Genomic DNA, 24,700 nt, shown 5'->3' on the forward strand with positions numbered 1-24,700 from the left:
CTTCGTTCGTTTATTCCGTCGCAGGCGTGGCGGCGGCGACGGCCGGCGCTTCCGCCGGACCCGGTGGAACCGGCGACGATTCCGGCGCGTTGACGTCGTTGGACAAACTCCACACGTACGCCGCCAGCACGTGCACCTTGGCGTCGCCGAGGAAGTCCTCGAACGCCGGCATGGTAGCGTTGCGGCCCTTGCGGATGGTTTCCATGATGGTCTCGGCGCTGCCGCCGAACAGCCAGACCTTGTCGCTCAGATTCGGGGCACCAATCGCCTGGTTGCCCGTACCGCCGGCGCTGTGGCAGGCCATGCAGGCGCCGAATTTGCCCTTGCCGAACACCGCCTTGATCGGATCGGCGGTCGAGCCGGACAGGCTGAGCACGTAGTGGGCGACGTTTTCCACCTCCTTGTCCGAGCCGAGCGCGGCGCCCATCGGCGGCATCACGCCGACGCGTCCGTGCAGGATGGTTTCCTTGATGGTTGCCGGCGCGCCGCCGAACAGCCAGTCGTTGTCGGTCAGGTTGGGGAAGCCCTTGTTGCCGCGCGCATCCGAACCGTGGCATTGCGCGCAGTACGTCAGGAACAGGCGCTGGCCGATGGCGTGCGCCTTCGGATCGGCGGCGACCTTTTTCAGGTCCTGCTTCTGGTATTGGGCGAACAGCGGGCCGTACTCGGACTCGGCCTGCTTGAGTTCGGCCTGGTACTGGCCCGAGGATTTCCATCCCAGCTTGCCCGCGTAGGTGCCCAGGCCCGGATACAGGAACAGGTAGGCCAGCGCGAAGATGATGGTGATATAGAACAGCCACATCCACCAGCGCGGCATCGGCGTGTTCAGTTCGGTCAAGTCCTCGTCCCAGGTGTGGCCCGTCGTGCCGATCTTGCCGTCCTTGTCCTTGGCCAGCTTGACCTTGGCCTGCGAATACAGAAGGATGCCGCAGCCGGCGATGCCGAGCAGGGTGAGCACGACGATGTACAGGTCCCAGAAACCGTTGGTGAAATCAGCCATGGCCGTTCTCCTCGTCGTCGAAGGGCAGCTGCGCCGCCTTGGCGAAGTCGGCTTCCTTGTTGGCGATGAACGTCCACCACAGGATGCCGGCGAACGTGATGAAGGAAACCACCGTCATCACGCTGCTGGCGCGGTCAAACAGGTTCTCGATAGCCATGCTAGTTCCTCGTCTTGATTAATGTGCCCAGGCCTTGCAGATAGGCGATCAGGGCGTCTTCTTCGGTCTTGTCTTTCAGCTCTTCCGGCGCGGCGGCGATCTCGGCGTCGGTGTACGGGTCGCCCAGGCGCTTCAGCGCGCGCATCTTCGGCACGATCTCGGCCGGCACCAGCGCGGTTTTCGCCAGCCATGGATAGTTCGGCATGTTCGATTCCGGCACCACGTCGCGCGGACTGGCCAGGTGGGTGCGGTGCCATTCGTCGCTGTAGCGGCCGCCCACGCGCGCCAGATCCGGCCCGGTGCGCTTGGAACCCCACTGGAACGGCCGGTCGTAGACGAACTCGCCGGCGACCGAGTAGTGGCCGTAGCGCTCGGTCTCGGCACGGAACGGCCTCACCATTTGCGAATGGCAGTTGTAGCAGCCTTCGCGCACGTAGACATCGCGTCCGGCCAGGCGCAGCGGCGAATAAGGTTTCAACCCCGCCACCGGCTCGGTGGTAGATTTCTGGAAGAACAGCGGGACGATCTCGACGGCGCCGCCGACGCTGACCACCAGGGTCACCAGCGCGATCAGCAGCCAGGGGTTTTTCTCGATCCATTCATGTTTAAAATTCGGTGAAAATTTCATCTTGTGCTCCGATATCAGGCGTGACCGGCGGCCAGCGCGGGAATGCGCGCGACGGCGGTCTCGCGGTTACGCAGGGTCATCCAGGTGTTGTAGCCCATCAGGCACATGCCGCCCAGGTACAACAGGCCGCCGCCGAAACGCACCACGTAGTACGGATACGTGGCCTTGACGCCCTCGACAAAGGTGTACGTCAGGGTGCCGTCGGGATTGACCGCGCGCCACATGAGGCCCTGCATGACGCCGGCGATCCACATGGCGGCGATGTAGAGCACGATACCGATGGTGGCGACCCAGAAGTGCAGGTCGATCAGTTTGGTGCTCCACATCTTTTGCTGGCCGGCCAGGCGCGGCAGCAGGTAGTAGATCGAGCCCATGGTGATGAAGCCAACCCAGCCGAGCGCGCCGCCGTGGACGTGGGCGATGCCCCAGTCGGTGTAGTGCGACAGCGAATTGATGGTCTTGATCGACATCATCGGACCTTCGAAGGTGGCGATGCCGTAGAACGACAGCGAGACGATCATGAATTTCAGGATCGGGTCGGTGCGCAGCTTGTGCCAGGCGCCCGACAGGGTCATGATGCCGTTGATCATGCCGCCCCACGACGGCGCCAGCAGCACCAGCGAGAACACCATGCCGATCGATTGCGTCCAGTCCGGCAGCGCGGTGTAGTGCAGGTGGTGCGGGCCGGCCCACATATAGGTGAAGATCAGCGCCCAGAAGTGCACGATCGACAGGCGGTACGAGTACACGGGACGCTCGGCCTGCTTGGGGATGAAGTAGTAGACCATGCCCAGGTAGCCGGCGGTGAGGATGAAGCCGACCGCGTTGTGGCCGTACCACCACTGGATCATCGCGTCTTGCACGCCCGAGTAGGCCGAGTAGGATTTAAACGCCGAGGCCGGCATGCTAGCGCCGTTGACCACGTGCAGCAGGGTGACGGCGATGATGTAGCCGGCAAAGAACCAGTTGGCGACGTAGACGTGCTTGACCTTGCGCTTGAGCAGCGTGCCGAAGAACACGATCGCGTAGCAGATCCAGACCACCGCGATCAAAATCGAGATCGGCCATTCCAACTCGGCGTATTCCTTGCCGCGCGTTAGGCCCATCGGCAAGGTCACGACGGCGCTCAGGATCACCGCCTGCCAGCCCCAGAAGGTGAAGGCGGCCAGCTTGTCCGAGAACAGGCGGACCTGGCAGGTCCGCTGCACCACATAATATGAGGTGGCGAACAGGCCGCAGATGCCGAACGCGAAAATGACAGCGTTTGTGTGCAGCGGCCGAAGGCGGCCATAGGTCAGCCAGGGGATGTCCAGGTTCAGCGCCGGCCAGGCCAGTTGGGCGGCGATGATCACCCCCACCAGCATGCCGACGATGCCCCAGACTACCGTTGCGATCGCGAATTGCTTGACGATCTTGTAGTTGTAGTTCCCGTCCACGAAGTTCTCCCTTAGAACGCTTTGATGATGTGGATCAAAGGTTACTTATCGGGGCTTCAAAAAACCTTGATGTGGATCAAAATTTTCCGGATGGATCTTTTTCGGCGGGGTTTACTTTCGGCGAGTCGTCGTCCTGCAACACGCGCAGCGCCGGGCCGACCAGGTCGTCGAACTGGCCGTCGTCGGCGGCGTTGAAGAACACCCACAGCGCGGCGAACACCAAGGCCACGCTGAGCGGAACTAGCAAGAATAAGGCTTCCATCACGTTTCCTTTTTAGCACGAGCATGCCCACGCAGTCGCAGCGCGTTGAGCACCACCACGGCCGAGCTGGCCGCCATGCCGACGCCGGACAGCCACGGATTGAGCAGGCCGAGCGCCGCCGCCGGGATCGCCAGCAGGTTGTACAGGCTGGCCCAAGCCAGGTTCTGGCGGATCACCGCCATGGTCCGGCGCGCCACACGGGCGCTGTCGGCCACCGCGCCGAGTCGGCCACCCAGCAGCACCGCATCAGCCTGGGCCTGGGCCAGCGCGGCGCCCTCCCCCATCGCGAACGAGACGTCGGCCGCGCTCAGCACGGCGGCATCGTTGATGCCGTCGCCGACCATCGCCACCACCGCGCCCTTTATTTGCAGCTGGCGCACGAAGGCCAGTTTCTCGTCCGGCAGGTAGCCGCCCACCGTGGTGCCGATGCCGAGCCGGTCGCCGACGCGGCGCGCCAGCACGTCGTGGTCGCCGCTGAGCAGCACCACCGTCTTGCCGGCCTGGCGGAAGCAATCGACGGTGGCCTGGGCATCGGGCCGTAGTCCATCGTGCAGTTGCAAACAAGCCAGCCATTGGCCGTCGGCGCCGAGGTAAACGGGCGTGGCGCCGTCGGCAACTGTGTGCGCCGGCGCTGAGCCGCTCAGTTCGGCCACGTACCCGGCGTTGCCGAGGCGGTAAAGGCGGTTGTGCACCTTGCCCTCGACGCCGCGTCCCGCCGTTTCGGTCAGCGCCGTGGCGTGCCAGTTGGCGCGTGCGCCGCCGCCCGCCTCGCTGGCCGCGCCGACGATAGCGCGCGCCAGCGGGTGGCCGCTGCCGGCGTCGAGCGCTGCCGCCACTTGCAGGCAGAAGTCGTCGCGCATCGCGCCCAGCGGCAGTACGTCTTGCAGCACCGGCCGGCCGAACGTCAGGGTGCCGGTTTTGTCGAACACGACATGGGTGGCGCGGTGCAGCGTTTCCAGGGTTTGCGCGCCGCTCACCAGCACGCCCTGCGCGAGCAGGTGGTCGGTGGCGGCGGCCAGCGCGGTCGGCGTGGCCAGCGACAGCGCACACGGACAGGACACCACCAGCACGCCGATGGCGATCGGCCAGGCGCGCCCGGCGTCGCCGTCGACCCAGAACCAGAAGCCGAACGCCGCCAGCGCGAACAGCAGCAGCCCGGCGACGAACCAGGCTGCCACCTTGTCGGCCCACAGCGCGATGCGCGGCTTGTCGCGCCCGGCACGGTCGATCAGCTTGACCAGGTTCGACATCGTGCTGTCCTGCGCGCGGCGCGTCACCCTCGCCAGCACGACGGCGCCGGCGTTGATGGCGCCGCCGGGCAGCGCCTCGCCCGCCGCCTTGGCCACCGGCGCGCTTTCGCCGCTCAGCAGCGACAGGTCGAGCGTGGTGGCGCCGTCGACGATGACGCAGTCGGCGGCCACCGCCTCGCCCGGCTTGATCATGATGACGTTATCCACCAGCAGCGCGGCCGCCTTGACCAGGCTGGCCTCGCGGCTGGCGGGATAGTCGGCCAGCAATGTCGCCGATGCCGGTAGCGCGTGATGTAGGCGTTCGAGCGCGGCGCCGGCCTTGCGCCGCGCGCGCAGCTCCAAATGTCGGCTGCACAGCAGCAGGAAGATGAACATCGTCACCGAATCGAACCAGACGTCGCCGTGGCCGCGCACGGTGGCCACGACGCTGGCGCCGAAGGCGGCGGCAATGCCCAGCGCGACCGGCACGTCCATGCCGGGCGCACGGGCTTTGATACTGGTCCAGGCGCCGCGCCAGAACGGCTGCGCCGCGTAGCAGATCGCCGGCAAGGTCAGCAGCAGGCTGGCCCAGCGCATCAGCGCGGCCATGTTGTCGTCCAAGGTGCCGTCCTCGGCCAGGTAGGCCGGCGCCACATACATCATCACCTGCATCATCGACAGCCCGGCGACGAACAACTGGCGGCCCAGCGTGCGGGCGGCCTTGCGCTGCTGTTCGCCGTGGCGGCCGGCGTCGTAGGGGTAGGCGCTGTAGCCGATGGTATGCAGCGCGGTCAGGATCTCGGCCGGCTGGCATGCGTCCGAACGCCAGCGCACGTACAGGCGCTCGGTGGCGACGTTGAGCTGGGCGCTGTCGACGCCGGGCAGGCGCGCCAGCCGGCTTTCGATCAACCATACGCAGGCGGCGCAGCGGATGCCGTCAACCGACAAAGTGGTTTCGCGGCTGTGTTCGTTCAAGGCGAAGCGGGGATCGGCGTTGTCGTACAGTTGCAGTTCCGGCGGCAGCAGTTGCGCGCCCTCGGCGGTGTCGGCGAAGACCGAGCGGTCGCGGTAGTAGGATTGCTGGCCGAGATCGACGATGGCCTGCGCCACCGCCGCGCAGCCGGGGCAGCACATCGCGTGGTCGATGTCGTCGATGCGCACGGTCCAGGCACTTGGAGCCGACGCAGGCACGGGCAGGCCGCAGTGGTAGCAGGCGGCGGGGGCGCTGCTGGTTTGCGGCGTGGCCGCCGGGTGGTTCAAGGGTGTGGTGTCAAGCATAGGATATCCATCCAGGCGGGCGTGATACCGACCGCCGCGCGCGCGACGCCGAGCAGGCCGAACGTCAGCACCAGCATGCCGCAGGCGACGCGGACCTTGCGTCGCTGCATGACGTTGCGCAGCCGCGCACCCAGCAGGCCGAGGCCGGTCAACATCGGCAGGGTGCCGAGGCCGAAAGCCAGCATCACGAGGGCGCCGCCGAGCGCGCTACCGGTGAGCATGGCGGTCAGCAGCACACTGTAGACCATGCCGCACGGCAGCCAGCCCCACAGCGCCCCCAACGCGAAGGCCTGGTGCGGCCGGTCGGCAGGGATCAGGGTTTTCATCGCCGGCGCCATCCATGGCTGGGCGCGTTGCCACAGCACGCGGCCGGCCTGCTCCAGCTTGGTCAGGCCGTGCCAGGCGCCCATCAGGTACAGGCCCAGCGCCACGAGCACCAGGTTGGCCAGCCAGTAGAAACCCAGTTGCAAGCCGGCCAGGTCGGCCAGGCTTTGCGCGCCGTTCGCCAGACCGCCGGCCAGCGTGCCGGCCAGCATATAGCTGCCGATGCGGCCGGCGTTGTAGGCCAGCACGCGCGGGATCGCCCGCACCGGCGTGGCCGGTCGCGGGATGAACGCGGCCGTCGGCCCGCCTGCGAACCTGGCGGCGGTCTGGATGGGGATGACGTTGCGCGGCAGGGGCTTGCCGACCCCACTGGCCGAGATGGCGCCGACGATGCCGCCGCACATGCCGACGCAATGGACGCTGCCGGCCAATCCGACCAGGAACACGGGCAGCAGCTGGTAGCCGGTGATCATGAGGTCAAATGGTCTTGGAGTAGCGCAGCGGCTGCGTGGTGTCGGCACGCGCCAAGGTCAGATGGCGGTCGAACACCATGCAGATATTGCGGATCAGCAGCCTGCCCTTGGCCGTGACGCTGATCCAGTGCGCGTCGACGGTCAGCAGGCCGTCGTCCTCGAAGGCTTCCAGCTTTTCCAGCTCCTCCGCGAAGTACAGCGGAAAGCGGATCGGATAGGCCTGCTCCAGCGACGAGATCGATAACTCGAAATTGCACATCAGCTTTTGGATAACGATGCGGCGCAGCAAGTCGTCGGTGTCGAGCTTGATGCCGCGCGTGATCGGCAGCACGCCGTTGTCGAGTTTTTCGTAGTAGGCGTCCAGCGTCTTTTCGTTTTGGCTGTAGGTGGCGCCGACGGCGCTGATGGCCGACACGCCGCAGGCGATCAGATCGGTCTCGGCGCGCGTCGAATAGCCCTGGAAGTTGCGTTGCAGCCGACCCTGGCGCTGGGCCACGGCCAATTCGTCGTCCGGCTTGGCGAAGTGGTCCATGCCGATGTAGACATAGCCGGCCGCGCACAGCCGGGCGATGCACAAGGCGAGCAACTCGAGCTTGACGGCGGCGCTGGGCAGGTCGGCGTCGAGGATGCGGCGCTGCGGCTTGAACAGGTGCGGCAAATGTGCGTAGTTGTACAGCGCGATGCGGTCCGGGCTGGCGGCTATCACCTTGGCCAGCGTTTGCTCCATGCTGGCGATGGATTGCTTCGGCAAGCCGTAGATCAGGTCGATGCTGACCGAGCGGAAGCCGGCGGCGCGCGCGGCGTCGATGACGGCGCGCGTTTCGGCCTCCGGCTGGATGCGGTTGACGGCCTTCTGCACATCGGCGTCGAAATCCTGCACGCCCAGGCTGATGCGGTTGAAACCCTGCGCGCGCAGGCTGTGCACGCGCTCGACGCTGACGGTGCGCGGATCGATTTCGATCGAATATTCGCCCTGCGCGTCCGGCGCGAAATCGAAGTTGGCGCGCAGGTGCGCCATCAGGTCGCCCATCTGGCGGTCGCTCAGGTAGGTCGGCGTGCCGCCGCCGAAGTGCAATTGCTCGAGCTGGCCGATGCCGGCGAACAGGCGGCCCTGCATGTCGAGTTCCTGCTTGAGGTAGCCGAGGTAGGTGGCGGCCTTGCCGTGGTCCTTGGTGACGATCTTGTTGCAGCCGCAGTAGTAGCAGACCGTGTCGCAGAACGGGATGTGGATGTAGAGCGACAACGGCCGCTGGCTGCGGCGCAGGCGCAGGCCGGCCACCGCTTCGAGGAACTGGCCGTAGCCGAACTCCGGTGTGAAGCGGTCGGCGGTCGGATAGGAGGTGTAGCGCGGCCCCGACTGGCTGAGTTTGCCGATGATGGCGGCGTCGAATTCGACGGCGGGAAAGGCGGCGCCGACACCGGTGTGGCTGGGGCTGGCGCCGGGGCCGGGAATGGAGGTGGTATGCATGGCCGTTCTCACGCGGCCAGGCGCGCGGCCGGCGGCGATTTGCGGACCGGACGCACGGCAGGCCGGACCGGTGTGGCGCGGCCGAACTTGAACAGGCTGACCGCCTGCGTCAGGCCGCCCGCCTCCAGCGCCAGGCTGGCGGTGGCGGCGGCCGCCTCTTCGACCAGCGCGGCGTTTTGCTGCGTGACTTGGTCCATGTGGGCGATGGCCGAGTTGACCTGGTCGACGCCGATGCTCTGCTCGCGCGAGGCGACCGAGATCTCCTCCATGATGGCCGTCACCTGCCGCACCGAGGCCACTACTTCCTTCATGGTGGCGCCGGCGCGGTCGACCTGCGTCATGCCGGCGCTGACCTTGCCGACGGAAATATCGATCAGGTTCTTGATATCCTTGGCGGCGGTGGCGCTGCGTTGGGCCAGGTTGCGCACCTCGCCGGCGACAACCGCGAAGCCGCGTCCCTGTTCGCCGGCACGGGCCGCCTCGACGGCGGCGTTGAGCGCCAGGATGTTGGTCTGGAAGGCGATGCCTTCGATCAGGCCGATGATGTCGACGATCTTGCGCGAGGAATTGTTGATCTCGTCCATGGTCGCGATGACGTCGGCGACGATTTCGCCGCCCTGCACCGCGACCGTCGAGGCGTTTTGCGCCAGCGCGTTGGCCTGTGCCGAGTTGTCGGCGTTTTGCTTGACGGTCGACGAGAACTGCTCGACGCTCGACGCCGTCTCTTCCAGGCTGGCGGCTTGCGCCTCGGTGCGGCCGGACAGGTCGGCGTTGCCGGCGGCGATCTGGCGCGTGGCCACGGCCATCGTCTCGACATTGACGCGGACATCGCGGATGGTGGCGATCAGGTTGCTGTTCATTTGCTGCAGGGCTCGCAGCAGCTGGCCCACCTCGTCGGTGGACTCGGTGTCGAAGCTGCCCGACAGGTCGCCGGCGGCGATGGCGCGGGCACCGTGCAGCGCGCGGTCGAGCGGTTGCAGCACCGACACGCGCAAGGTGTACCACAGGAACACGTTGATCAGCAGGCCGATGAAGGTGGCGCCGAAGATGGCGTAGCTGTGGCCGCCCCCGCCGCTCATCAGCGCGGCCGCGCAGACGATCACTTGCAGCACGTTGACCACGCTGGTGGCCAGCCACACGCGCATCGCCAGCGAGACGTGGCTCAGGCGCGCGAACAGGTTGCCGACGCCCGGCAGTATCACCTGGCCGTTCTTGATGCGGATGCCGTGGCCTTGCTTGCCCAGCATGTCGCGGTAGGCCTGCTCGGCCTTGGCGATTTGCTCGCGCGCGGCCTTGACGCGCACCGACATGTAGCCGATGGTCTTGCCGTTTTCGCGGATGGGGGTGATATTGGCGCGCACCCAGTAGTGGTCGCCGTTCTTGCAGCGGTTCTTGACCAGGCCGGTCCACGGTGTGCCCGCCTGGATCGATGCCCACAGGTCGGCGAAAGCCTCGGCCGGCATGTCCGGATGGCGCAGGATGTTTTGCGGCGCGCCCAGCAGCTCGGCCTCGTCGTAGCCGCTGATTTGGACGAAATAGGGATTTACGTAGGTAATGTTGCCCTTTAAATCAGTTTTCGACACAATGGCCTGGTCGTCCAGGACGTCTACTTCACGATTGCTGACAGGTGGCTTATTGCGGGGTTGATTGTTGCGCATCACATGGCTCCGGCTGAATTGTTGCTCTATCACAATAGATGCAGCCAGTGTACGGAGTCGAACCGCAAATTTTATTGATGTAGATCAAAATTCCCCGGATTGCCGATAGGCCGGTACCGTGTTCAGTCGATGAGCATGCAAATGAAGAGGTTCGGCGAAAATGACGGTATCGCGTTTTCCGCCGAACCAGCAGCTTAGGCGGGTTTCCTAATCGACTTCCACAGCTTGCCGCCGATGGTGACCACCACCAGCGCCAGCGCGCCGGCGATGACGCCGGCCACGGCGTCGATCACGCTGGGGGTGATGAAGCCCAGCACCGGTCCCAGGGCGGGGACCGCCGCCGCCACTTCGGTGGCGTGGTGGACGATGTCGTGGGTGCCCGGCGTGCCGTGCACCAGGATGCCGCCGCCGACCATGAACATGGCGGCCGTGCCGACCACCGACAACAGCTTCATCAGCCGTGGCGCGGCCGCCAGCAGCACGTTGCCCAGCGCGCGGACGGCGCCGTTGGCGCGCTGGCTCAGGTACAGGCCGGCGTCGTCCATTTTGACGATGGCGGCGACGATGCCGTACACGCCCACCGTCATCACCAGCGCGATGCTGACCACCACCATCGCCTGCTTGGCGAACGGCTCGGCCGCCACCGTGCCCAGCGCGATGACGATGATCTCGGCCGACAGGATGAAGTCGGTGCGCACCGCGCCCTTGATCTTGTCCTTTTCGATGGCCACCATGTCGGCGTTCGGATCGTTGAGCGCGGCGGTCAGCTGTTGCCTGTGCTGCGCGTCTTCTTCCTTGTGCATGATGCTGTGGGCAATCTTCTCGAAGCCTTCGAAGCACAGGTACAGGCCGCCGACCATCAGCAGCGGGGTGATGGCGGCCGGCATGAAGGCGCTGATCGCCAGCGCGGCCGGCACCAGGATCGCCTTGTTTTTCAGCGAGCCGAGCGCCACCGCCCACACCACCGGCAGTTCGCGGTCGGCGCGCACGCCGGCCACTTGCTGCGCGTTCAGCGCCAGATCGTCGCCCAGCACGCCGGCGGTTTTCTTGGCCGCCACCTTGCTCATCAGGGCGACGTCGTCGAGGATGGTGGCGATGTCGTCGATCAGCGCGAACAGACTGGAGCCGGCCATCTTAGCGGCTCCCTTGCGGGGTCGGGGTGGTGGTAGGGGTCATTGGTTGTCCTTGGTAGCGAGCAATATTAAAGGAGCAATATTAACCCAGAGGCAGGGCACGGCGATATGGCTTCACAGCTACAATGTGCGTTGCCTCGCAGCGCCGCTGCGACCTACACAATGGATCACGTATGAGTTTTGCCACCTGGATGGGTTTTTTCATTGCCGCCTGCATCATCGCCGTGTCGCCCGGCTCGGGCGCGGTGTTGTCGATGTCGCACGGGTTGTCGTACGGCGTGCGCCGTGCCAGCAGCACCATTATCGGCCTGCAGACCGGCCTGCTGCTGGTGTTTTTCATTGCCGGCGCCGGGGTCGGCTCCTTGTTGCTGGCGTCCGAACTGGCGTTCAATGTCGTCAAGACGGTGGGCGCGCTGTACCTGATCTACCTGGGCCTGAGCCAGTGGCGCGCCAAGGTGACCATCGGCGAACAGAAAACCCGGGCCGAAGTGGTCGTGCCGTCGGCGCGCAAGCGGTTTTTGACCGGCTTCCTGACCAACGCCACCAATCCCAAGGGCATCATCTTCATGGTGGCGGTGTTGCCGCAGTTTATCAATCAGCACGCGCCCCTGCTGCCGCAGTTGCTGATCCTGGCGGCCACCATGTGCTGCATCGATCTGGTGGTGATGCACAGCTACGCTTATCTTGCGTCGTCGATGCAGCGCTTTTTCCGCGACGCCAGCGCCGTCAAAAAGCAGAACCGGGTGTTCGGCGGCCTGTTGATGGGCGTGGGCGCGGCGCTGTTCTTCGTCAAGCGGGGCGGCGCCAGCACCTGAGGTACCACCACCTGAGGTATGATTTACTTTGCAATTATTTGTAACCCCGGTAGTCGAATCGCGGCCTGCGGCGTTATAGGTGAAGTAAATAGAGGAGCGCTGCCATGAGCCGCAAGATCATCCCGTCCGTCGTGCTGGCCGCTTTGGCCGGCTTCAGCTCGCTTGCATTGGCCGACCCGCCCGCAGTGGTGGGGCGGATTTCGGCCGTCCAGGGCCAGGTGACCCTGGTGAGCAACGATCCAAACGGCGACAGCGAACCGGTCGCCGCCTCGCTGAACTGGCCGGTCACCGGCGCTAACCATATCAATACCGCCGGCGGTGCGCGCACCGAATTCCGGGTCGGCTCGACGGCGGTGCGGCTGGACGGCGATTCCGACCTGGAAATCACCGACATGGACGAGGATTTGTTGCGGCTGCGCCTCAATTACGGCAGCGTCAGCATCCGCGTGCGCAGTCCCGAGCTGCTGCGCGACTTCGAGCTGACCACGCCGCAGGCGCGTGTCACGATGCTGGAGCCGGGCTTGCTGCGGGTCGATGCCGAGCGCGTCGCCGATACCAGCCAGGTTAGCATGGTGGGCGGCAGCGCCAGGGTCGAGGGCGGCGGTTCGTCGGTGGTGGTGGGCAACGGCCGCCAGGTCGACATCAGCGGCGAAGACGTGCGCACCAGCGTGGCGCGGCGCGACGGCTTCGATGTCTGGGCCGACGAGCGCGACCGGCAGGCGGAGGCCGTGGTGACGTCCCGCTATGTGTCGAGCGGCATCACCGGCTACGAGGAACTGGACCGCAACGGCAGCTGGACCGAGAGCGCAGAATACGGCCCGCTGTGGGCGCCGCGCAATGTCGCGGTCGACTGGGCGCCCTACCGCGATGGCCGCTGGACCTGGCTGGCGCCGTGGGGCTGGACCTGGGTCGACAATGCCCCGTGGGGCTACGCGCCGTCGCATTACGGCCGCTGGGTGACGGTCAACCGCCGCTGGTTTTGGGCGCCGGGCCGTCCGGTCGGGCGTCCGGTGTGGGCGCCGGCGCTGGTCGGCTGGGTCGGCGGCGACGGTTTCTCGCATCAGCGCGGTCCCGGCCTGGGCTGGTTCCCGTTGTCGCCGCGCGAGCGCTACGTGCCGAACTACCGGGTCTCGAACCATTACGAGGACCGCATGACGTGGCGCTACAACGGCAAGCCTTACCGGCCACGGTCCGACCGGCCTGAGCGCCGCGACGGCGTGACGATGTTGCCGCGGGATCAATTCGAGGGCCGCCACACGGTGCCGGTCAATCGCGGCGGCGTGGTGATTCCGCCGGCCAACCTGGTCAAGAACGCGGTGACGGTGGCGCCGCCGCCGCCGGCCCTGAGCACGCGGGTGGGCGAACCCGGCCGGCGGCCGTGGCCGGACCGCGACGGCGATGGACGGCCGGACCGCGTCGGGCGCAACGACGGCAACAACCGTTTCGAGCGCAACGACCGTTTCGAGCGCAACAACGGCCAGCAGCCGGGGCGGGTGATCACCGCGCCGTCGCAGCCACAGCCGCAAGTGCAAATCGGCCAGGGCCCCGGGCGTCCGCAGACCACCACCACGCTCGCGCCGGGACAGTTCGGCACGCCGAACGCGCCGGCGCAGACGATCAATCCAAACGATGTGGGCATCGAGCTGCGGCCGGGTTACCGTCCCCGTCCGCAGAATTCGGTGCAGCCGGGCGCGATGCCGGCGCCGATCTTGCAGGTCAACCCGAACCGCGACCGTTTCAACCGTGACGACGACAACGGCCGCCGGCCATCGCGTCAGCGCGACGATGTGCGGGAAGCGCGTGAGCGTGAGCAACGCGATCAACGGCCGGCGTTCCAGCCGCAGCAGCAACCGCAGCCGCATCAAGTCCAGGTGCAACCGCAGCGGCCGTCGCAGCCGCAGCAGTTCCAGCCGCCGCAGCAGCAGTTCCAGCCGGCGCCGCGTCCATCGCCGCCGCCGCAGGCAAGCCAGCCGCAGCCGCAAGTGCATCAACCCCAGCCGCAAGCGCAGCCACAGCCGCGCCCTCAACCGGCGCAACGCAACGAGGGGCAAGGCCAGGGCCGCAACAACGGCAACCGGCCGACGCACAACCTGCAGTGAGCGACGGTTTAACCCGGAAAATGGCAGTTCAGGCAGCAAAAAATGCAGTTCGTCACAATCGGCTGGCAGTGGTCCACCGCTTTGCATACAGTAGCAACATTGCAAAACGGTGGCAGCGCGAAGACAAGGACGAGATCGTCCGCCGCGCAAGGCCGTCGAGACCGCATCCATTTGCCCTGCTATTTTCTAGGTAATTCCCGAGAGAGAATAGTCTTCGCCAGCCTTCGGGCTGGCTTTTTTTTGCCCCAAATCCGGGGTCAGGTCCACTTTTTCTACACGGACTAAGCTGTAGGGCGCGATTCTCCGCTCTACTGTTCAGCTTGTGTAGAAATGGTGGACCTGACCCTGGAGTGGCTTTTGTTAGCCGGGGTTGCGGGCGGCTTTTTGGCGCAGGCGGGCGCGCCATTCTCCCAGCGCCGAGAGCGCGCCCTGGAATTCGCGCTCGATCAGGTCGGCCTCGGCGGCCGTGACCTTGCCGTCCATCAGCGCCGTCGAGACCGCTTCGGCCACCGATCCCACCTGACTCATCACCTTGCACACCGTTTGCGAGAGGTCGTCGTCGCCGATGCTTTCCGGCAGCGGGACGACGAACGCGGCCATGCCGTGGCGCGTCAGCAGCGCGTGCAGCGGCAGGTGCGCCTCGGCCACGCCGGCGCGGTGGCACAGGTCGACCACCGCCGACACTTCCTCGAACGACGGATAGTGCGAGGCGATCGTCGGCGCCAGCTTGTTGCGCAGCACGTTGACCGAGATGCCCATCGCTTGCGCAAGCGCGTCGATGCCGCCGGGATAGCTGCGCGCCACCTTGTAGAGCGCGTCGTGTTGGTTCATGTCCAGGTATTTGCGAGTCATGGTGAAGCCTGCCTTTTATTACCGATGCATCTGCCGCAATCGGGCGCTATGCTGCTTTTTATTCAACTTGTTTGTGAAAAGACATCATGAAGCCCCTTCAATCCGCACTGTTGCTGAGCTTTTGCCTCGCACTCGGCGCCTGCGCCCCGGCGCAAGCCGAGGCCCAGCCTTATTTTGGCACATCGTCAACATACAAAAGTGGATTTTCTTCACAAAAAGGCAATGCCGCGAGGAGCCGGCCATCGGCGCCACCGGCCGACCGCCAGAGCGGTCCCGGCGCGTTCGGCAAGGCGCCCGGCTCGCCGGCATCCGCCTATCCGCGTAACCGCCCTGCGAATGCATCGGCGGCCTCGCGCGACCTCGACCGCAGCGCGACGCAAGCCCGGGCGCTGAACAATCTGGAGGCCCGGCGCGCCGCAGGGCGCGCGCCGGCGCCGTTGCCGCCGTTGAACGATACGCCGGTGCGTCCGGCCCGGCCGGATGCGATTGCGTCCCGCAACCCCGCCACCGCGCCGTCCGGCTATCCCATCGTGCAGCCGCCGCCGTCCGGCAATAGCGGTCTGATGAGCGGCGTGGTGGGCTTCATGCTGGGCCGGGCGATGAGTCAGGCCAACCAGCCGGTGGCCTACCCCACATCTTCGACATCGTCGCCCTCGCCCGTGGCCACGACCACCCCGGCCACGGCGGGCGGCGTGCCGCCGCCCATGCCGGCCATCAACCAGGCCGGCCAGATCACCGGCATGCCCGGCCTCGGCGATGCGGCTGCAGTTGATGCGCCGGCCGCCAATGCGCGCACGCCTGCGCCGCCTCAACCGTCGTTCGGCGCCAGCGTACTACGCTGGTTCGCCTGGCTGGCCCTGTGGAGCGGCATCGCCTGGGCGGCCGTATTCGCGGTGCGCAAGGTGCGCCGGCTGCGCGCGGCCAGACAGCCCCACTATTCATTCGAGAGGAATTGAGATGAGCTGGACGGACGCTTACAACTACCTGCGCAACGGCGTGGCCAAGCTGAGCGGGGCCGACGCGCCCCGCACCGATCAGGACCTGCCGCTGCGCGCCCGCATCGGCAGCCTGGTGCGGCTGCAACAGTCGCCGCTGCTGGGCGCGCTGGCCAATGGCTCGCTGATCGCGATGCCGGACGCCGACGACAACCGCATCGTTGCCGTTTCGCAAATCCGCCTCAGGCAGACGGGCGGCCTGTACCGCTACTACCTGGACACGGGCGATGTGAACGAGAAGGAGAAGTTTTTGCAGGTGTACCAGAACGCCGAAGGCAAGGTGGCCGAGGTGATGTATTGCACCCAGCTGGCGCGCGTGATTCCCGAGACGGTGGAAGACCAGGAGGCCTACATGGGGCTGGCCAACGCCGGCTTGGGCGACCGCAGCTATACCTTGTGGCGCGCCCAGCTGAACGACATCGGTCTGGACGAGGCCGACCTCGACCTGGTGTTCGGCGCCGACGAGGGCGTCGACTACTGGCGCGACGCCGGCAGCGACGACGAGGACTTCATTGCGCCGTTCTCCGGCACCGAGACCCGGATCGACAACCCGAGCGGCAGCCTCGGTTTGCGCCAGGAAATGTATTTCATGCCGTACGTGCGCCAACTGCGCGACGGCGGCAGCGAATATTTGCTCATCACGACTGAAATCATCAGCAGCGTGAACGGCGATGCATCGAAGCGCGGGATCCATGTCGACTTTGTCATCGGCATCCCGGTGGAGCAGGAACGCATCGTTATCCAATGATGCGCATTTTTAACGTCAATTCAAAAAGGAAGACCGACATGAGCAACTCGAATGGCTGGGGTTTGACCGCGCGCCTGATCTCCAAACACTTTGGCGCCTTGGGGGACCGCGTGTCCGAGGCGATCGCCAATTTTGATCCGGAAACGGCGACCGAGGCCGACCGCGACCGCCTGGCCGACAGCCTGCGCAGCACCGCGCAAAAGCTGGCGGCCGCCCGCGCCTCCTTCGACAAGGAGGCGGCGGACGTGGTCAAGCTGCGCCAGCTGATCGCCACCGACGAGCAGGCCGCCGGCACACTGGCCGACCGCCTCGCCTCCGGGAAGATTTCCGAGGCGACGATCACCCTGTTCTGCGACGAGCTGGAGGCCAACAAGCAGCGCATGCCGCAGGAGTTGCAGGAGGAGGCCGACGCCCGCCAGTACATGGACGAGCTGCAAACCATCGTCGACGCGCTGTCCAAGCAACTGGCCGAGTTCGATTCGGCGGCGAAGAAGGCGATGCAGGCCCTGGCCAGCGCGCGCGCCCAGCAGGACTTGCAGGAGCTGCGCGCCGAGCGCCAGGCCCAGCTGGCCGGCCTGTCGGGCATGCGCGGCAATTCGAGCGCCCTCAACGCGCTGACCCGCCGCGCCCAGGCCATCAACAACGAGGCGGCCGGCCTGAAGATCGTCACCGACATCGGCCAGCGTCCTTACGAGCAGGCGGCCGAGCTCGAAGCGATCCGCAAATCGGTGATCCAGCCCGGCCTGGGCAACGAGTCGGCGCTGGCGCGGCTGCAACGGCTGTCGGGCCAGCAGGCCGCTGCGCCGGCCGCGCTGGAGATGAGTAAATCGTAAGCCACGCGGCGCTTACCGTGAATTCGCTACAATAGAGGCCGGTGGCATCGTGTTGATGCCGCCGGTTTCTTTTTGATTGGAATGAATATGCAAGCGATCCCGCCGTCAGAGTCCCTCATCGAATACCCGAGCGACTTCCCGATCAAGGTGATGGGGCCGACTCATATCGACTTCGCCCCGACCATCGTGCTGGTCGTGCAAAAGCACGATCCGGAATTCCACGAGGGCAAAATGGAAGTACGGCCATCGGCCAAGGGCAACTACACCGGCCTGACCGTGACCGTGCGCGCCGTCAGCCGCGAGCAGCTCGACGCGCTGTATTCCGAACTGTCGGCGCATCCGATGGTGAAGATCGTCATGTAAGTTGCTGGCGCTGGAAGGCGGCTATCTCTTCCAGCAACCAGTCGCGGAACGCCACCACCTGCGGCCTGTCGGCCGAGGCGGCCGGCGCGACGAAGAAATACTCATCCGGGCAGGGTGTGGCGATATCGAACAGCCGCACCAGTTGCCCGGAGGCGATCTCCTGCATCGCCACCACATGGCGCACCAGCGCCACCCCGTTGCCATCGGCGGCGGAGCGTATCAGCATCGACAAATCTTCGAACATCACTCCGCCCGACGGCTCGGCCATGTTGACGCCTGCCGCCCGCAGCCACGGCGACCAGGGTTCGACCGAACGCAGCAACGTTTGCTGGGATAGCTGCTGCGGCGTGGCGGGCAGGGCGCCGTCGCGATAGTGGGGACTTACTACCGGATAGCAGACGTCGCCCATCAGGCGCTCCACCACCATGCCGGGATAGTCGCCCCGGCCAAAACGGATGCCGACATCGATGCCGTCGCGCGCCAGATCCTGCAGTTGCCCGCTCGACTGCAGCACCACCTCTATATCGGGATGCAAGTCGATGAACCGCCCCAGCCGGGGCGCGAGCCAGCGCGCCGCGAACGACGGAATCGACGTCACCGTCAGCCGCTGGTTGACGCTGGCCGCCCGCATCGCGTCAGCCGCAGCGGCAATATCGGCAAAGGATTTGCCTAAAAACTGGGCAAATTTGAGCGCGTCGCTGGTTATTTTCACCTGTCGGCCGTGACGCACGAATAGCGGCCTGCCCAATTCCTGCTCCAGCGCCCGGACCTGATGGCTGATCGCGCCGTGCGTCAGATGCAACTCTTCCGCCGCCCGCGAGAAGTTCTCGTGCCGGGCCGCCGCCTCGAAGGCGCGCAAAGCGGAAAAATTGGGCAGGCGGCGGCTGGCGCTCATCAGGTCGGCATGCTGTGGATAACTATGTGAATAAAATTAGCAGGAATCACGAAAATATAACGTTATACAGGCGTTACGGCAAGGTGCGGCATGTGAATAAATCTAGCCAAGTCGGCGGCCGTGTATCGACGCGCCGAAAAAATTGCTGGATGACGCCGCCGCCCAGTGCAAGGTCGGTCGATGCAGCAGTGGCCGCGGGGTCATCAGCCGGGCTGGCCGCCTTCAGCCCCGCTTTGCCGGCTGATTTATAATGGCGGCATGACGTCTCCTACCCAAATCGGGCCGGCGCTGATCCGCCACCTCGGTCTCGCCGACTACGACAGCACCTTTGCCGCGATGCGCGCCTTCACCGACGCGCGCACGCCGGACACCCGCGACGAACTGTGGATCGTCGAGCACCCGCCCGTTTTCACGCTGGGCCTGGGCGCCGACCGTGGCCACCTGCTGGCCGGCGCGTCCGCCATCCCCGTGGTGCAGACCGACCGGGGCGGCGAAGTCACCTACCACGGCCCCGGCCAGGTGGTGATATACATGCTGATCGACCTGCGCCGCAACAAGCCCGGCGGCAAGCTGTATGCCCGGCAATTCGTCCATAAAATCGAGCAGGCGATCATCAATGTGTTAGGGGCGTATAATCTCGTCGGTGAGCGCGTTGAAGGCGCGCCGGGCATTTACATGGCCGATGGGCCGAAGCGAGGCGCCAAAATCGCCGCGCTCGGCTTGAAAGTGCGCGGCAACGGTTGCACCTACCATGGGCTGTCGCTGAATGTGGCGATGGATTTGGCCCCGTTTTCCTGGATTAATCCTTGCGGCTATGCCGGGCTGGAAACAGTCGATATGCGGTCCGTCGGCGCCCAGGCGCAATTGTCGGACGTGCAACAGCAACTGGCCGACGAACTGATACGCGTCCTGGCTCTTGTAGAACCAGCAGCAATACACGAACAACCAAACTATGCCCGCGAGGGCACGCAGCCAAATGACCACTGAGACCACCTCCAGCATTGCCCCCGCTTACAACCCGAGCGAAAAGCAAAAAGGCGCGAGCAAGACCGCGCGCATCCCGATCAAGATCGTGCCGATCGAGCAAGTTGAGCGTCTGAAGAAGCCGGAGTGGATCCGCGTCAAGGCCGCGTCGGCCTCGACCCGTTTCTACGAGATCAAGGACATTCTGCGCGAGAACAAGCTGGTCACCGTCTGCGAAGAAGCGAGCTGCCCGAACATCGGCGAATGCTTCGGCAAGGGCACGGCCACCTTCATGATCATGGGCGACAAGTGCACCCGCCGCTGCCCGTTCTGCGACGTCGGCCACGGCCGTCCCGATCCGCTGGACAAGGAAGAGCCGGGCAACCTGTCGCGCACCATCGCCGAGCTGCGCCTGAGCTATGTGGTCATCACCTCGGTCGACCGCGACGACTTGCGCGACGGCGGCGCCGGCCACTTCGTCGAGTGCATCCAGAACACCCGCGCGCTGTCGCCGCGCACGCAGATCGAAGTGCTGGTGCCGGACTTCCGCGGCCGTCTGCAAAAGGCGCTGGACATCTTCAAGGACGGTCTGCCGGACGTGATGAACCACAACCTGGAAACGGTGCCGCGCCTGTACAAGGAAGCGCGTCCGGGTTCGGACTACATGCACTCGCTGCAGCTGCTCAAGGAATTCAAGGAGCTGTATCCTGAAGTCAAAACCAAGTCGGGCATCATGGTCGGCCTGGGCGAGACCGACGAGGAAATCCTGCAAGTGATGCGCGACATGCGCGAGCACAACATCGACATGCTGACCATCGGCCAGTACCTGGCGCCGTCGAACAGCCACCTGCCGGTGCGCCGCTACGTGCACCCGGACGTGTTCAAGATGTTCGAAGCGGAAGCGTACAAGATGGGCTTCAAGCACGCCGCCGTCGGCGCCATGGTGCGCAGCTCGTACCATGCTGACGAGCAGGCGCATAACGTGCTGGCCGCCGTCAACGAGTAATCAAGAACGGGGTCAAGTCTGTCATTCGGACACGACCTCATCTTTTTGGGGCGGCGCGATTGGCTCTTTCGAGCGCAGCGATTGCGCGGCTTACCGTTTTCACCGAGACCTGAAAATAGGCGGCTATCTGACTCATTGTGTAGACGGTAGAGTGGTAGGCCTCGGCCATCGCTATCTCGCGCGTTGAGAATTTAGCTGCGTAGTCTTCGAGCGGTAAGGCGGTGGCTCGCCGTTGCTCCCTCGCGATCTCACCGGATATCTCGGTCGCCGCCGATTTCCGGTGTTGCGCGATGAATTCGTCGTCGCCCAAAATGCACCGGAAAGCCACTTGCTCAAGCGGGCTCTCCGCGTCAATCCCTGAGAGCAGGAAAGCGAGATAAGCCTGCCTCGCAAATATGGGATCCTCGCCAAATGAATCCAGTAGCCACTTAGCGTTCATCCACGGTGGCGACGGACGGTCCCCCAGCATAAATTGGAGACTGCTCCATTCCCAGTCTCCCAATTTATCGACGATGCCCGCTCGAATGGGGTTCAAAACGATGTAGCGCGCCAGCTCCAGCAGGTAGCTTTCTTTCTGAACCAATATTGCGTGGTACCTGCCTTGTAACACGTGGCCGACCAAGTTGTGGCGGCGATTGTAGTATCGAGAATAGACACTGTTCAATTGCCGCATGCCCTGGCCCAGGTTGCCGTCGGGTGTCTCGATGAGCAAGTGATAGTGATTCGTCATCTGGCAATAGGCGTGAATCACGAAGTGAAAGCGGTCGCACATGCGCGCAGTTTCTTCGAGCCAGACGAGACGATCTTGCCTGTCGCAGAATACCCTCTCGCGTCGGTTGCCTCGGCAAGTGACATGATAGAGTGCTCCAGGAAATTCAAGTCTGAGAGGTCTGGCCAATCTTGGTCTCCTGACAGCTTATTGAGAGAATATGCCAGTCCGGCGTAGTCTCCGATCGGATTTTTCGAAGTAGGGCTGAGCGCGTGTCCGAATGTCAGACTTGACCCCGGATTTGGTTACGGCCGCCAGCATCGGGCGCTTCCGCCAGTATCTCGCCATACAACGCCACCAGCTTGGCGCCCTCCCCATCCCACCGGTATTTGCTTTCGGCCGCGCGCCTGCCGTTGCGGCCCATCGCGTCGGCCTCCTCGGGATGCGTCAGCAGGTAGTTGATCGCCTTGGCGATCGCGTTTGGATTTTCGGGATCGACGCAGATGCCGCATTCGGCGTCCTCCACAATGCCGCGCCACAGCGGAAAGTCCGAGGCGATCACCGGCACGCCGGCCGACATGTATTCGAACAGTTTGATCGGCAGCGCATTGACGAAGTTCGGCTCGGGCTTCAACGTCACCAGGCCGCACAGGCTGCGCGCCATGATCTCCCCCACCTTTTGGCGGTCGACGAAGCCGTATTCCTCGACCTGATGCCAGCCGCGATAAGCCCGGAGTTCCACCCGCAACGCGGGCGGGTCGAAGGCGCCGGCCAGCAGCAGTTTGACCGGCACCATCTCCAGCGCCTGGATGATGTGACGGATGCCGCGCATCTCGTTGATCGCGCCGACATAGCAGACGCTGTCGCGCGGGAACGCGGTCAACACCGTCGCTGGCGCGGCGGCAAGCTCGTTGATGGCCGGATAGTTGTGGACCACCGCCACCCGCGCGGCGCTCTTGTCGAACAGCGCGCCGATGTACGGCGTGGCCGCGACCATGGCGGCGAAGCGCCGCGCCGCGAAGTGCTCCACCGCGCGCGCGACCGAGCCGATGACGTGGCGCAGCGGCCTCGGTATCCATTGCTTCGAGTGGATGTCGGCGCGCAGGTCTTCATGCAGGTCGTAGATGACCTTGCGGCCCTGCCAGCTCAGCAGCAAGCCATACGGAATCAGCTCGGGATCGTGAAAATGATAGACGTCGGCGTTGAGCGCCTTGGCGGTCCGGTAGCAGCGCCAACTGTGCGCCACCATGCGCCGCAAACGCCCGCCCGGCAGCGCGGTCAGCGGATGGATGGTGACGCCGGCGCCGGCCGCCTCGGCGACTTGCGTCGCGTCGGCGCCGATGACCAGATGCACGTCGAAGCCGGCCTGCGCGAGCGAGACGCATTGCTTGCGGTAGATGCGGATGTCGAGGCCGGGATGCACCGACGAAAAATGGCAGATTTTTTTCATGGCACGGCTCCCTCGCTAGGCCGCCAGCCTGGACGCCCCGGTCTGCCGGCGCGGCACGCGTGTCGGATCGACCAGCCATGCCAACAGCAGCGCTTCATCGAGCAGGTCCGGGTCCCGCGACAGCGCTTCGTCCGACAGCAGCGTGTCGAGCTGTTGGCTGTTTTTGAGCGGCCCCTGCAATGCCGTCGCATGGTCGAAGATGGTCCCGCGCAGCGCCGCCCCGATGCCCTGGGTGATCCAGTTCTGCGTGACGTCGAAGCCGCGCTTCTTGCGGTTGAGCCGCACGGCGTCGGGCACCAGGCCCTTGGCCGCATGGCGCAGCATCCATTTGCCGTAGCCGTTGGCGATCTTCATGCGCGTCGGCAGCGCCAGCGCGAATTCGATCAGGCGGTAGTCCATGAACGGCAGCCGGGTCTCGATGCCGTAGCCCATCGAGTTGCGGTCCTCGTAGCGCAGCAGGGTGGGCAGGCTCCATTGCTGGATGTCCTCGATCTGCCGGTCCGGCAGCGAGATGCCGGCCTCGCCCCACAGGTTGTGCGCGCCCGGCTCCCAGTCGATCAGGCGGAACGCGGCCGCCTTGCGCTTGCCGCCATTGTAGCGATTGAGGTTTTGCCAATACATGCGCGCCTGGCCAGCCTCGTGCGCGAGCATCAGCCCCAGCGAATACATCAACCGCAGCGCGCCTTTCGGCTCGCGCCGGTGCAGCGCCTCGCGCAGCGCGATGACGATGAACTTGCGGTAGCCGGCGAAGATCTCGTCGCTGCCTTGCCCGCCCAGCAGCACCTTGAAGCCGGCCTTGCCGACCTCGCGGAACACGGCGTTCTGCGCGATCGGGCTCATGCCGGAAAACGGCGCCTCCTGGAAGGCCATCGTCTTCTCCAGCACCTCGTACAAGTCCCAACCGCTGTAGCGCGGCCAGACGTAGGTGACGTCGATGCCGGTGGCCTTGGCCAGCGATTGCGTGCCGGGGCCTTCGGACGTGCGTTCGGACGGCGAGCCGAACGAGAACGCGTGCGTGTCGGCGCCGTGGCGTTGCATCATGCAGGCGATAGCAGCCGAATCCAGGCCGGCGCTCAACGACACGGCCACCGGCACGTCGCTGCGCAACCGCAACTGCACGGCGCTGTCGAGCAGCCGGCGGCATTCTTCGAGCAGGTCGGCGTCACCGGTGTGCGCCATGGCCTTGCGCCGCCGCGCCACCGCGTCGCGCAGCGAGTACCAGCGGCCTTCGGCGATGCCGATGCATTCGGGTGACAGCTGGAACTTGACCCAGCATCCGGCGCCGACCGCGTTCACGTGTTTGTAGGGCGAGCCCGATTGCGCGCTTTCATAGGCTTTGTAGCGTACGCCGCGCGCGCAGTAGTCGGTGTCGATGTCGGTGCCAACCGCGCTGGCGATGCTGGCGACCGACGAGCCGAAGACGATATCGCCATTCTGGCAGCGACCCCACAGCAATGGCTTGACGCCGAAGCGGTCGCGCACCAGCCAGAGCTCGCCGGTCTTTTCGTTCAACGCGGCAAAGGCGAACATGCCGTTGAGGCGCTGCAAGGCGTCCGGGCCCCACAGCGCCCATGCGCGCAGCAATACCTCGGTATCGCTGCCGCCGTTAAATACTTGCCCGTTGGCTTGCAGTGCTTCGCGGATTTCGCCGTAGTTGTAGATCTCGCCGTTGTAGACGATGGACCAGCCGGACGCCGCATCGACCATCGGCTGCGCGCCAAGCGCCGACAGTTCGATCACCGCGAGCCTGCTGTGGGCGATGGTGACGGCGTGGCCGCGACAGGCCACCTGCCTGGCGCCGCGCGCGTCCGGGCCGCGTCCGTTGATGTAGCGAAAGGCGGCGGCCAACGCGGCAGAGTTGTCGCATTGCGGCGCGCCATTGTTGATCATGCCCCATATTCCACACATTTTTTTGTTCCCGCGATC

General features: G+C 65.3%; 23 protein-coding genes. 8 read left to right on the forward strand and 15 right to left on the reverse strand.

Features of this window, described 5'->3' with window-relative positions:
• Positions 1 to 10 precede the first annotated feature (10 nt).
• From ccoP to AC0IYS_RS00815, 10 genes are all read right to left on the reverse strand, one after another.
• Positions 11 to 1,000, reverse strand: a complete 990-nt coding sequence (ccoP, locus tag AC0IYS_RS00770) for a cytochrome-c oxidase, cbb3-type subunit III (protein WP_471703396.1) — start codon at positions 998 to 1,000, stop codon at positions 11 to 13.
• Positions 993 to 1,157 carry a cbb3-type cytochrome oxidase subunit 3 gene (locus AC0IYS_RS00775; protein ID WP_471703397.1) on the reverse strand — a complete coding sequence of 55 codons (165 nt, stop codon included), beginning with the start codon at positions 1,155 to 1,157 and terminating at the stop codon, positions 993 to 995. Before AC0IYS_RS00775 ends, ccoP begins: the two co-directional genes overlap by 8 nt.
• A gap of 1 nt (position 1,158) precedes the next feature.
• On the reverse strand, positions 1,159 to 1,785 hold the full coding sequence (ccoO, locus tag AC0IYS_RS00780) for a cytochrome-c oxidase, cbb3-type subunit II (RefSeq protein ID WP_471703398.1): 627 nt from the start codon (positions 1,783 to 1,785) through the stop codon (positions 1,159 to 1,161).
• Between the two features lie 14 nt (positions 1,786 to 1,799).
• On the reverse strand, positions 1,800 to 3,221 hold the full coding sequence (gene ccoN, locus AC0IYS_RS00785) for a cytochrome-c oxidase, cbb3-type subunit I (RefSeq protein WP_471703399.1): 1,422 nt from the start codon (positions 3,219 to 3,221) through the stop codon (positions 1,800 to 1,802).
• 76 nt (positions 3,222 to 3,297) lie between these two features.
• Positions 3,298 to 3,483, reverse strand: coding sequence for a cbb3-type cytochrome oxidase assembly protein CcoS (gene ccoS / locus AC0IYS_RS00790; protein ID WP_471703400.1), 186 nt, complete (start codon positions 3,481 to 3,483; stop codon positions 3,298 to 3,300).
• On the reverse strand, positions 3,483 to 5,990 hold the full coding sequence (locus AC0IYS_RS00795) for a heavy metal translocating P-type ATPase (protein ID WP_471703401.1): 2,508 nt from the start codon (positions 5,988 to 5,990) through the stop codon (positions 3,483 to 3,485). The genes ccoS and AC0IYS_RS00795 overlap by 1 nt, the downstream gene beginning before the upstream one ends.
• Entirely contained in the window at positions 5,969 to 6,784 is an 816-nt protein-coding gene (locus tag AC0IYS_RS00800; RefSeq protein ID WP_471708771.1) for a sulfite exporter TauE/SafE family protein, read from the reverse strand. The genes AC0IYS_RS00795 and AC0IYS_RS00800 overlap by 22 nt, the downstream gene beginning before the upstream one ends.
• A gap of 7 nt (positions 6,785 to 6,791) precedes the next feature.
• A complete protein-coding gene (gene hemN, locus AC0IYS_RS00805) occupies positions 6,792 to 8,255 on the reverse strand; it encodes an oxygen-independent coproporphyrinogen III oxidase (RefSeq protein ID WP_471703402.1) in 1,464 nt (487 codons plus the stop codon).
• Between the two features lie 8 nt (positions 8,256 to 8,263).
• Entirely contained in the window at positions 8,264 to 9,913 is a 1,650-nt protein-coding gene (locus AC0IYS_RS00810; protein ID WP_471703403.1) for a methyl-accepting chemotaxis protein, read from the reverse strand.
• 194 nt (positions 9,914 to 10,107) lie between these two features.
• Positions 10,108 to 11,046: a DUF808 domain-containing protein gene (locus AC0IYS_RS00815; protein ID WP_471703404.1), complete on the reverse strand. Its 939-nt coding sequence runs from the start codon at positions 11,044 to 11,046 to the stop codon at positions 10,108 to 10,110.
• A 173-nt stretch (positions 11,047 to 11,219) separates the two neighbouring features.
• Between AC0IYS_RS00815 and AC0IYS_RS00820 the strand changes: the two genes are divergently transcribed.
• Together AC0IYS_RS00820 and AC0IYS_RS00825 are read left to right on the forward strand one after the other, a co-directional pair.
• Positions 11,220 to 11,861, forward strand: a complete 642-nt coding sequence (locus AC0IYS_RS00820; protein WP_471703405.1) for a LysE family transporter — start codon at positions 11,220 to 11,222, stop codon at positions 11,859 to 11,861.
• 104 nt (positions 11,862 to 11,965) lie between these two features.
• Positions 11,966 to 13,960 carry a DUF6600 domain-containing protein gene (locus AC0IYS_RS00825; protein WP_471703406.1) on the forward strand — a complete coding sequence of 665 codons (1,995 nt, stop codon included), beginning with the start codon at positions 11,966 to 11,968 and terminating at the stop codon, positions 13,958 to 13,960.
• 360 nt (positions 13,961 to 14,320) lie between these two features.
• Here the strand turns inward: AC0IYS_RS00825 and AC0IYS_RS00830 are convergent, their stop codons facing one another.
• Positions 14,321 to 14,812, reverse strand: coding sequence for a phage regulatory CII family protein (locus AC0IYS_RS00830; protein ID WP_471703407.1), 492 nt, complete (start codon positions 14,810 to 14,812; stop codon positions 14,321 to 14,323).
• Positions 14,813 to 14,898: 86 nt separating this feature from the next.
• On the opposite strand from AC0IYS_RS00830, the gene AC0IYS_RS00835 reads away from it, so the two are divergent.
• The 4 genes from AC0IYS_RS00835 (at position 14,899) to AC0IYS_RS00850 (ending at position 17,751) form a co-directional block, all read left to right on the forward strand.
• Positions 14,899 to 15,768, forward strand: a complete 870-nt coding sequence (locus AC0IYS_RS00835; protein ID WP_471703408.1) for a hypothetical protein — start codon at positions 14,899 to 14,901, stop codon at positions 15,766 to 15,768.
• Between the two features lies 1 nt (position 15,769).
• Positions 15,770 to 16,555 carry a DUF2491 family protein gene (locus tag AC0IYS_RS00840; RefSeq protein ID WP_471703409.1) on the forward strand — a complete coding sequence of 262 codons (786 nt, stop codon included), beginning with the start codon at positions 15,770 to 15,772 and terminating at the stop codon, positions 16,553 to 16,555.
• Positions 16,556 to 16,593: 38 nt separating this feature from the next.
• Positions 16,594 to 17,388: a hypothetical protein gene (locus AC0IYS_RS00845; protein WP_471703410.1), complete on the forward strand. Its 795-nt coding sequence runs from the start codon at positions 16,594 to 16,596 to the stop codon at positions 17,386 to 17,388.
• Between the two features lie 87 nt (positions 17,389 to 17,475).
• Complete coding sequence (locus tag AC0IYS_RS00850; protein ID WP_315215811.1) at positions 17,476 to 17,751, forward strand: DUF493 family protein; 276 nt, start codon at positions 17,476 to 17,478, stop codon at positions 17,749 to 17,751.
• Here the strand turns inward: AC0IYS_RS00850 and gcvA are convergent.
• A complete protein-coding gene (gene gcvA / locus AC0IYS_RS00855; RefSeq protein WP_471703411.1) occupies positions 17,744 to 18,646 on the reverse strand; it encodes a transcriptional regulator GcvA in 903 nt (300 codons plus the stop codon). The genes AC0IYS_RS00850 and gcvA overlap by 8 nt on opposite strands.
• A 258-nt stretch (positions 18,647 to 18,904) precedes the next feature.
• Between gcvA and lipB the strand changes: the two genes are divergently transcribed.
• Both lipB and lipA read left to right on the forward strand, forming a co-directional pair.
• A complete protein-coding gene (gene lipB, locus AC0IYS_RS00860) occupies positions 18,905 to 19,633 on the forward strand; it encodes a lipoyl(octanoyl) transferase LipB (RefSeq protein ID WP_471703412.1) in 729 nt (242 codons plus the stop codon).
• The gene (gene lipA / locus AC0IYS_RS00865) at positions 19,623 to 20,615 is read left to right on the forward strand and encodes a lipoyl synthase (protein WP_471703413.1); all 993 of its coding nucleotides are present in this window, start codon (positions 19,623 to 19,625) and stop codon (positions 20,613 to 20,615) included. The genes lipB and lipA overlap by 11 nt, the downstream gene beginning before the upstream one ends.
• A 37-nt stretch (positions 20,616 to 20,652) precedes the next feature.
• Here lipA and AC0IYS_RS00870 read toward each other — a convergent pair whose 3' ends face one another.
• From AC0IYS_RS00870 to asnB, 3 genes are all read right to left on the reverse strand, one after another.
• Complete coding sequence (locus AC0IYS_RS00870) at positions 20,653 to 21,513, reverse strand: REP-associated tyrosine transposase (RefSeq protein WP_471703414.1); 861 nt, start codon at positions 21,511 to 21,513, stop codon at positions 20,653 to 20,655.
• Positions 21,514 to 21,607: 94 nt separating this feature from the next.
• Entirely contained in the window at positions 21,608 to 22,774 is a 1,167-nt protein-coding gene (locus AC0IYS_RS00875) for a glycosyltransferase family 4 protein (protein ID WP_471703415.1), read from the reverse strand.
• Positions 22,775 to 22,789: 15 nt separating this feature from the next.
• Positions 22,790 to 24,682 carry an asparagine synthase (glutamine-hydrolyzing) gene (gene asnB, locus AC0IYS_RS00880; protein WP_471703416.1) on the reverse strand — a complete coding sequence of 631 codons (1,893 nt, stop codon included), beginning with the start codon at positions 24,680 to 24,682 and terminating at the stop codon, positions 22,790 to 22,792.
• Between the last annotated feature and the right edge of the window lie 18 nt (positions 24,683 to 24,700).

Source organism: Duganella sp. AC237 (assembly GCF_979254035.1).

Excerpts from the sequence above, each read along its gene's own strand:
- ccoS (WP_471703400.1), bottom strand. The coding sequence starts at position 3,483 with ATGGAAGCCTTATTCTTGCTAGTTCCGCTCAGCGTGGCCTTGGTGTTC.
- AC0IYS_RS00810 (WP_471703403.1), bottom strand. The coding sequence starts at position 9,913 with ATGCGCAACAATCAACCCCGCAATAAGCCACCTGTCAGCAATCGTGAA.
- lipB (WP_471703412.1), top strand. The coding sequence starts at position 18,905 with ATGACGTCTCCTACCCAAATCGGGCCGGCGCTGATCCGCCACCTCGGT.
- AC0IYS_RS00845 (WP_471703410.1), top strand. The coding sequence starts at position 16,594 with ATGAGCAACTCGAATGGCTGGGGTTTGACCGCGCGCCTGATCTCCAAA.
- hemN (WP_471703402.1), bottom strand. The coding sequence starts at position 8,255 with ATGCATACCACCTCCATTCCCGGCCCCGGCGCCAGCCCCAGCCACACC.
- AC0IYS_RS00840 (WP_471703409.1), top strand. The coding sequence starts at position 15,770 with ATGAGCTGGACGGACGCTTACAACTACCTGCGCAACGGCGTGGCCAAG.
- AC0IYS_RS00850 (WP_315215811.1), top strand. The coding sequence starts at position 17,476 with ATGCAAGCGATCCCGCCGTCAGAGTCCCTCATCGAATACCCGAGCGAC.
- ccoP (WP_471703396.1), bottom strand. The coding sequence starts at position 1,000 with ATGGCTGATTTCACCAACGGTTTCTGGGACCTGTACATCGTCGTGCTC.
- gcvA (WP_471703411.1), bottom strand. The coding sequence starts at position 18,646 with ATGAGCGCCAGCCGCCGCCTGCCCAATTTTTCCGCTTTGCGCGCCTTC.
- AC0IYS_RS00875 (WP_471703415.1), bottom strand. The coding sequence starts at position 22,774 with ATGAAAAAAATCTGCCATTTTTCGTCGGTGCATCCCGGCCTCGACATC.
- lipA (WP_471703413.1), top strand. The coding sequence starts at position 19,623 with ATGACCACTGAGACCACCTCCAGCATTGCCCCCGCTTACAACCCGAGC.
- AC0IYS_RS00835 (WP_471703408.1), top strand. The coding sequence starts at position 14,899 with ATGAAGCCCCTTCAATCCGCACTGTTGCTGAGCTTTTGCCTCGCACTC.
- AC0IYS_RS00775 (WP_471703397.1), bottom strand. The coding sequence starts at position 1,157 with ATGGCTATCGAGAACCTGTTTGACCGCGCCAGCAGCGTGATGACGGTG.
- AC0IYS_RS00820 (WP_471703405.1), top strand. The coding sequence starts at position 11,220 with ATGAGTTTTGCCACCTGGATGGGTTTTTTCATTGCCGCCTGCATCATC.
- AC0IYS_RS00815 (WP_471703404.1), bottom strand. The coding sequence starts at position 11,046 with ATGGCCGGCTCCAGTCTGTTCGCGCTGATCGACGACATCGCCACCATC.
- ccoO (WP_471703398.1), bottom strand. The coding sequence starts at position 1,785 with ATGAAATTTTCACCGAATTTTAAACATGAATGGATCGAGAAAAACCCC.
- AC0IYS_RS00795 (WP_471703401.1), bottom strand. The coding sequence starts at position 5,990 with ATGCTTGACACCACACCCTTGAACCACCCGGCGGCCACGCCGCAAACC.
- AC0IYS_RS00830 (WP_471703407.1), bottom strand. The coding sequence starts at position 14,812 with ATGACTCGCAAATACCTGGACATGAACCAACACGACGCGCTCTACAAG.
- AC0IYS_RS00825 (WP_471703406.1), top strand. The coding sequence starts at position 11,966 with ATGAGCCGCAAGATCATCCCGTCCGTCGTGCTGGCCGCTTTGGCCGGC.
- asnB (WP_471703416.1), bottom strand. The coding sequence starts at position 24,682 with ATGTGTGGAATATGGGGCATGATCAACAATGGCGCGCCGCAATGCGAC.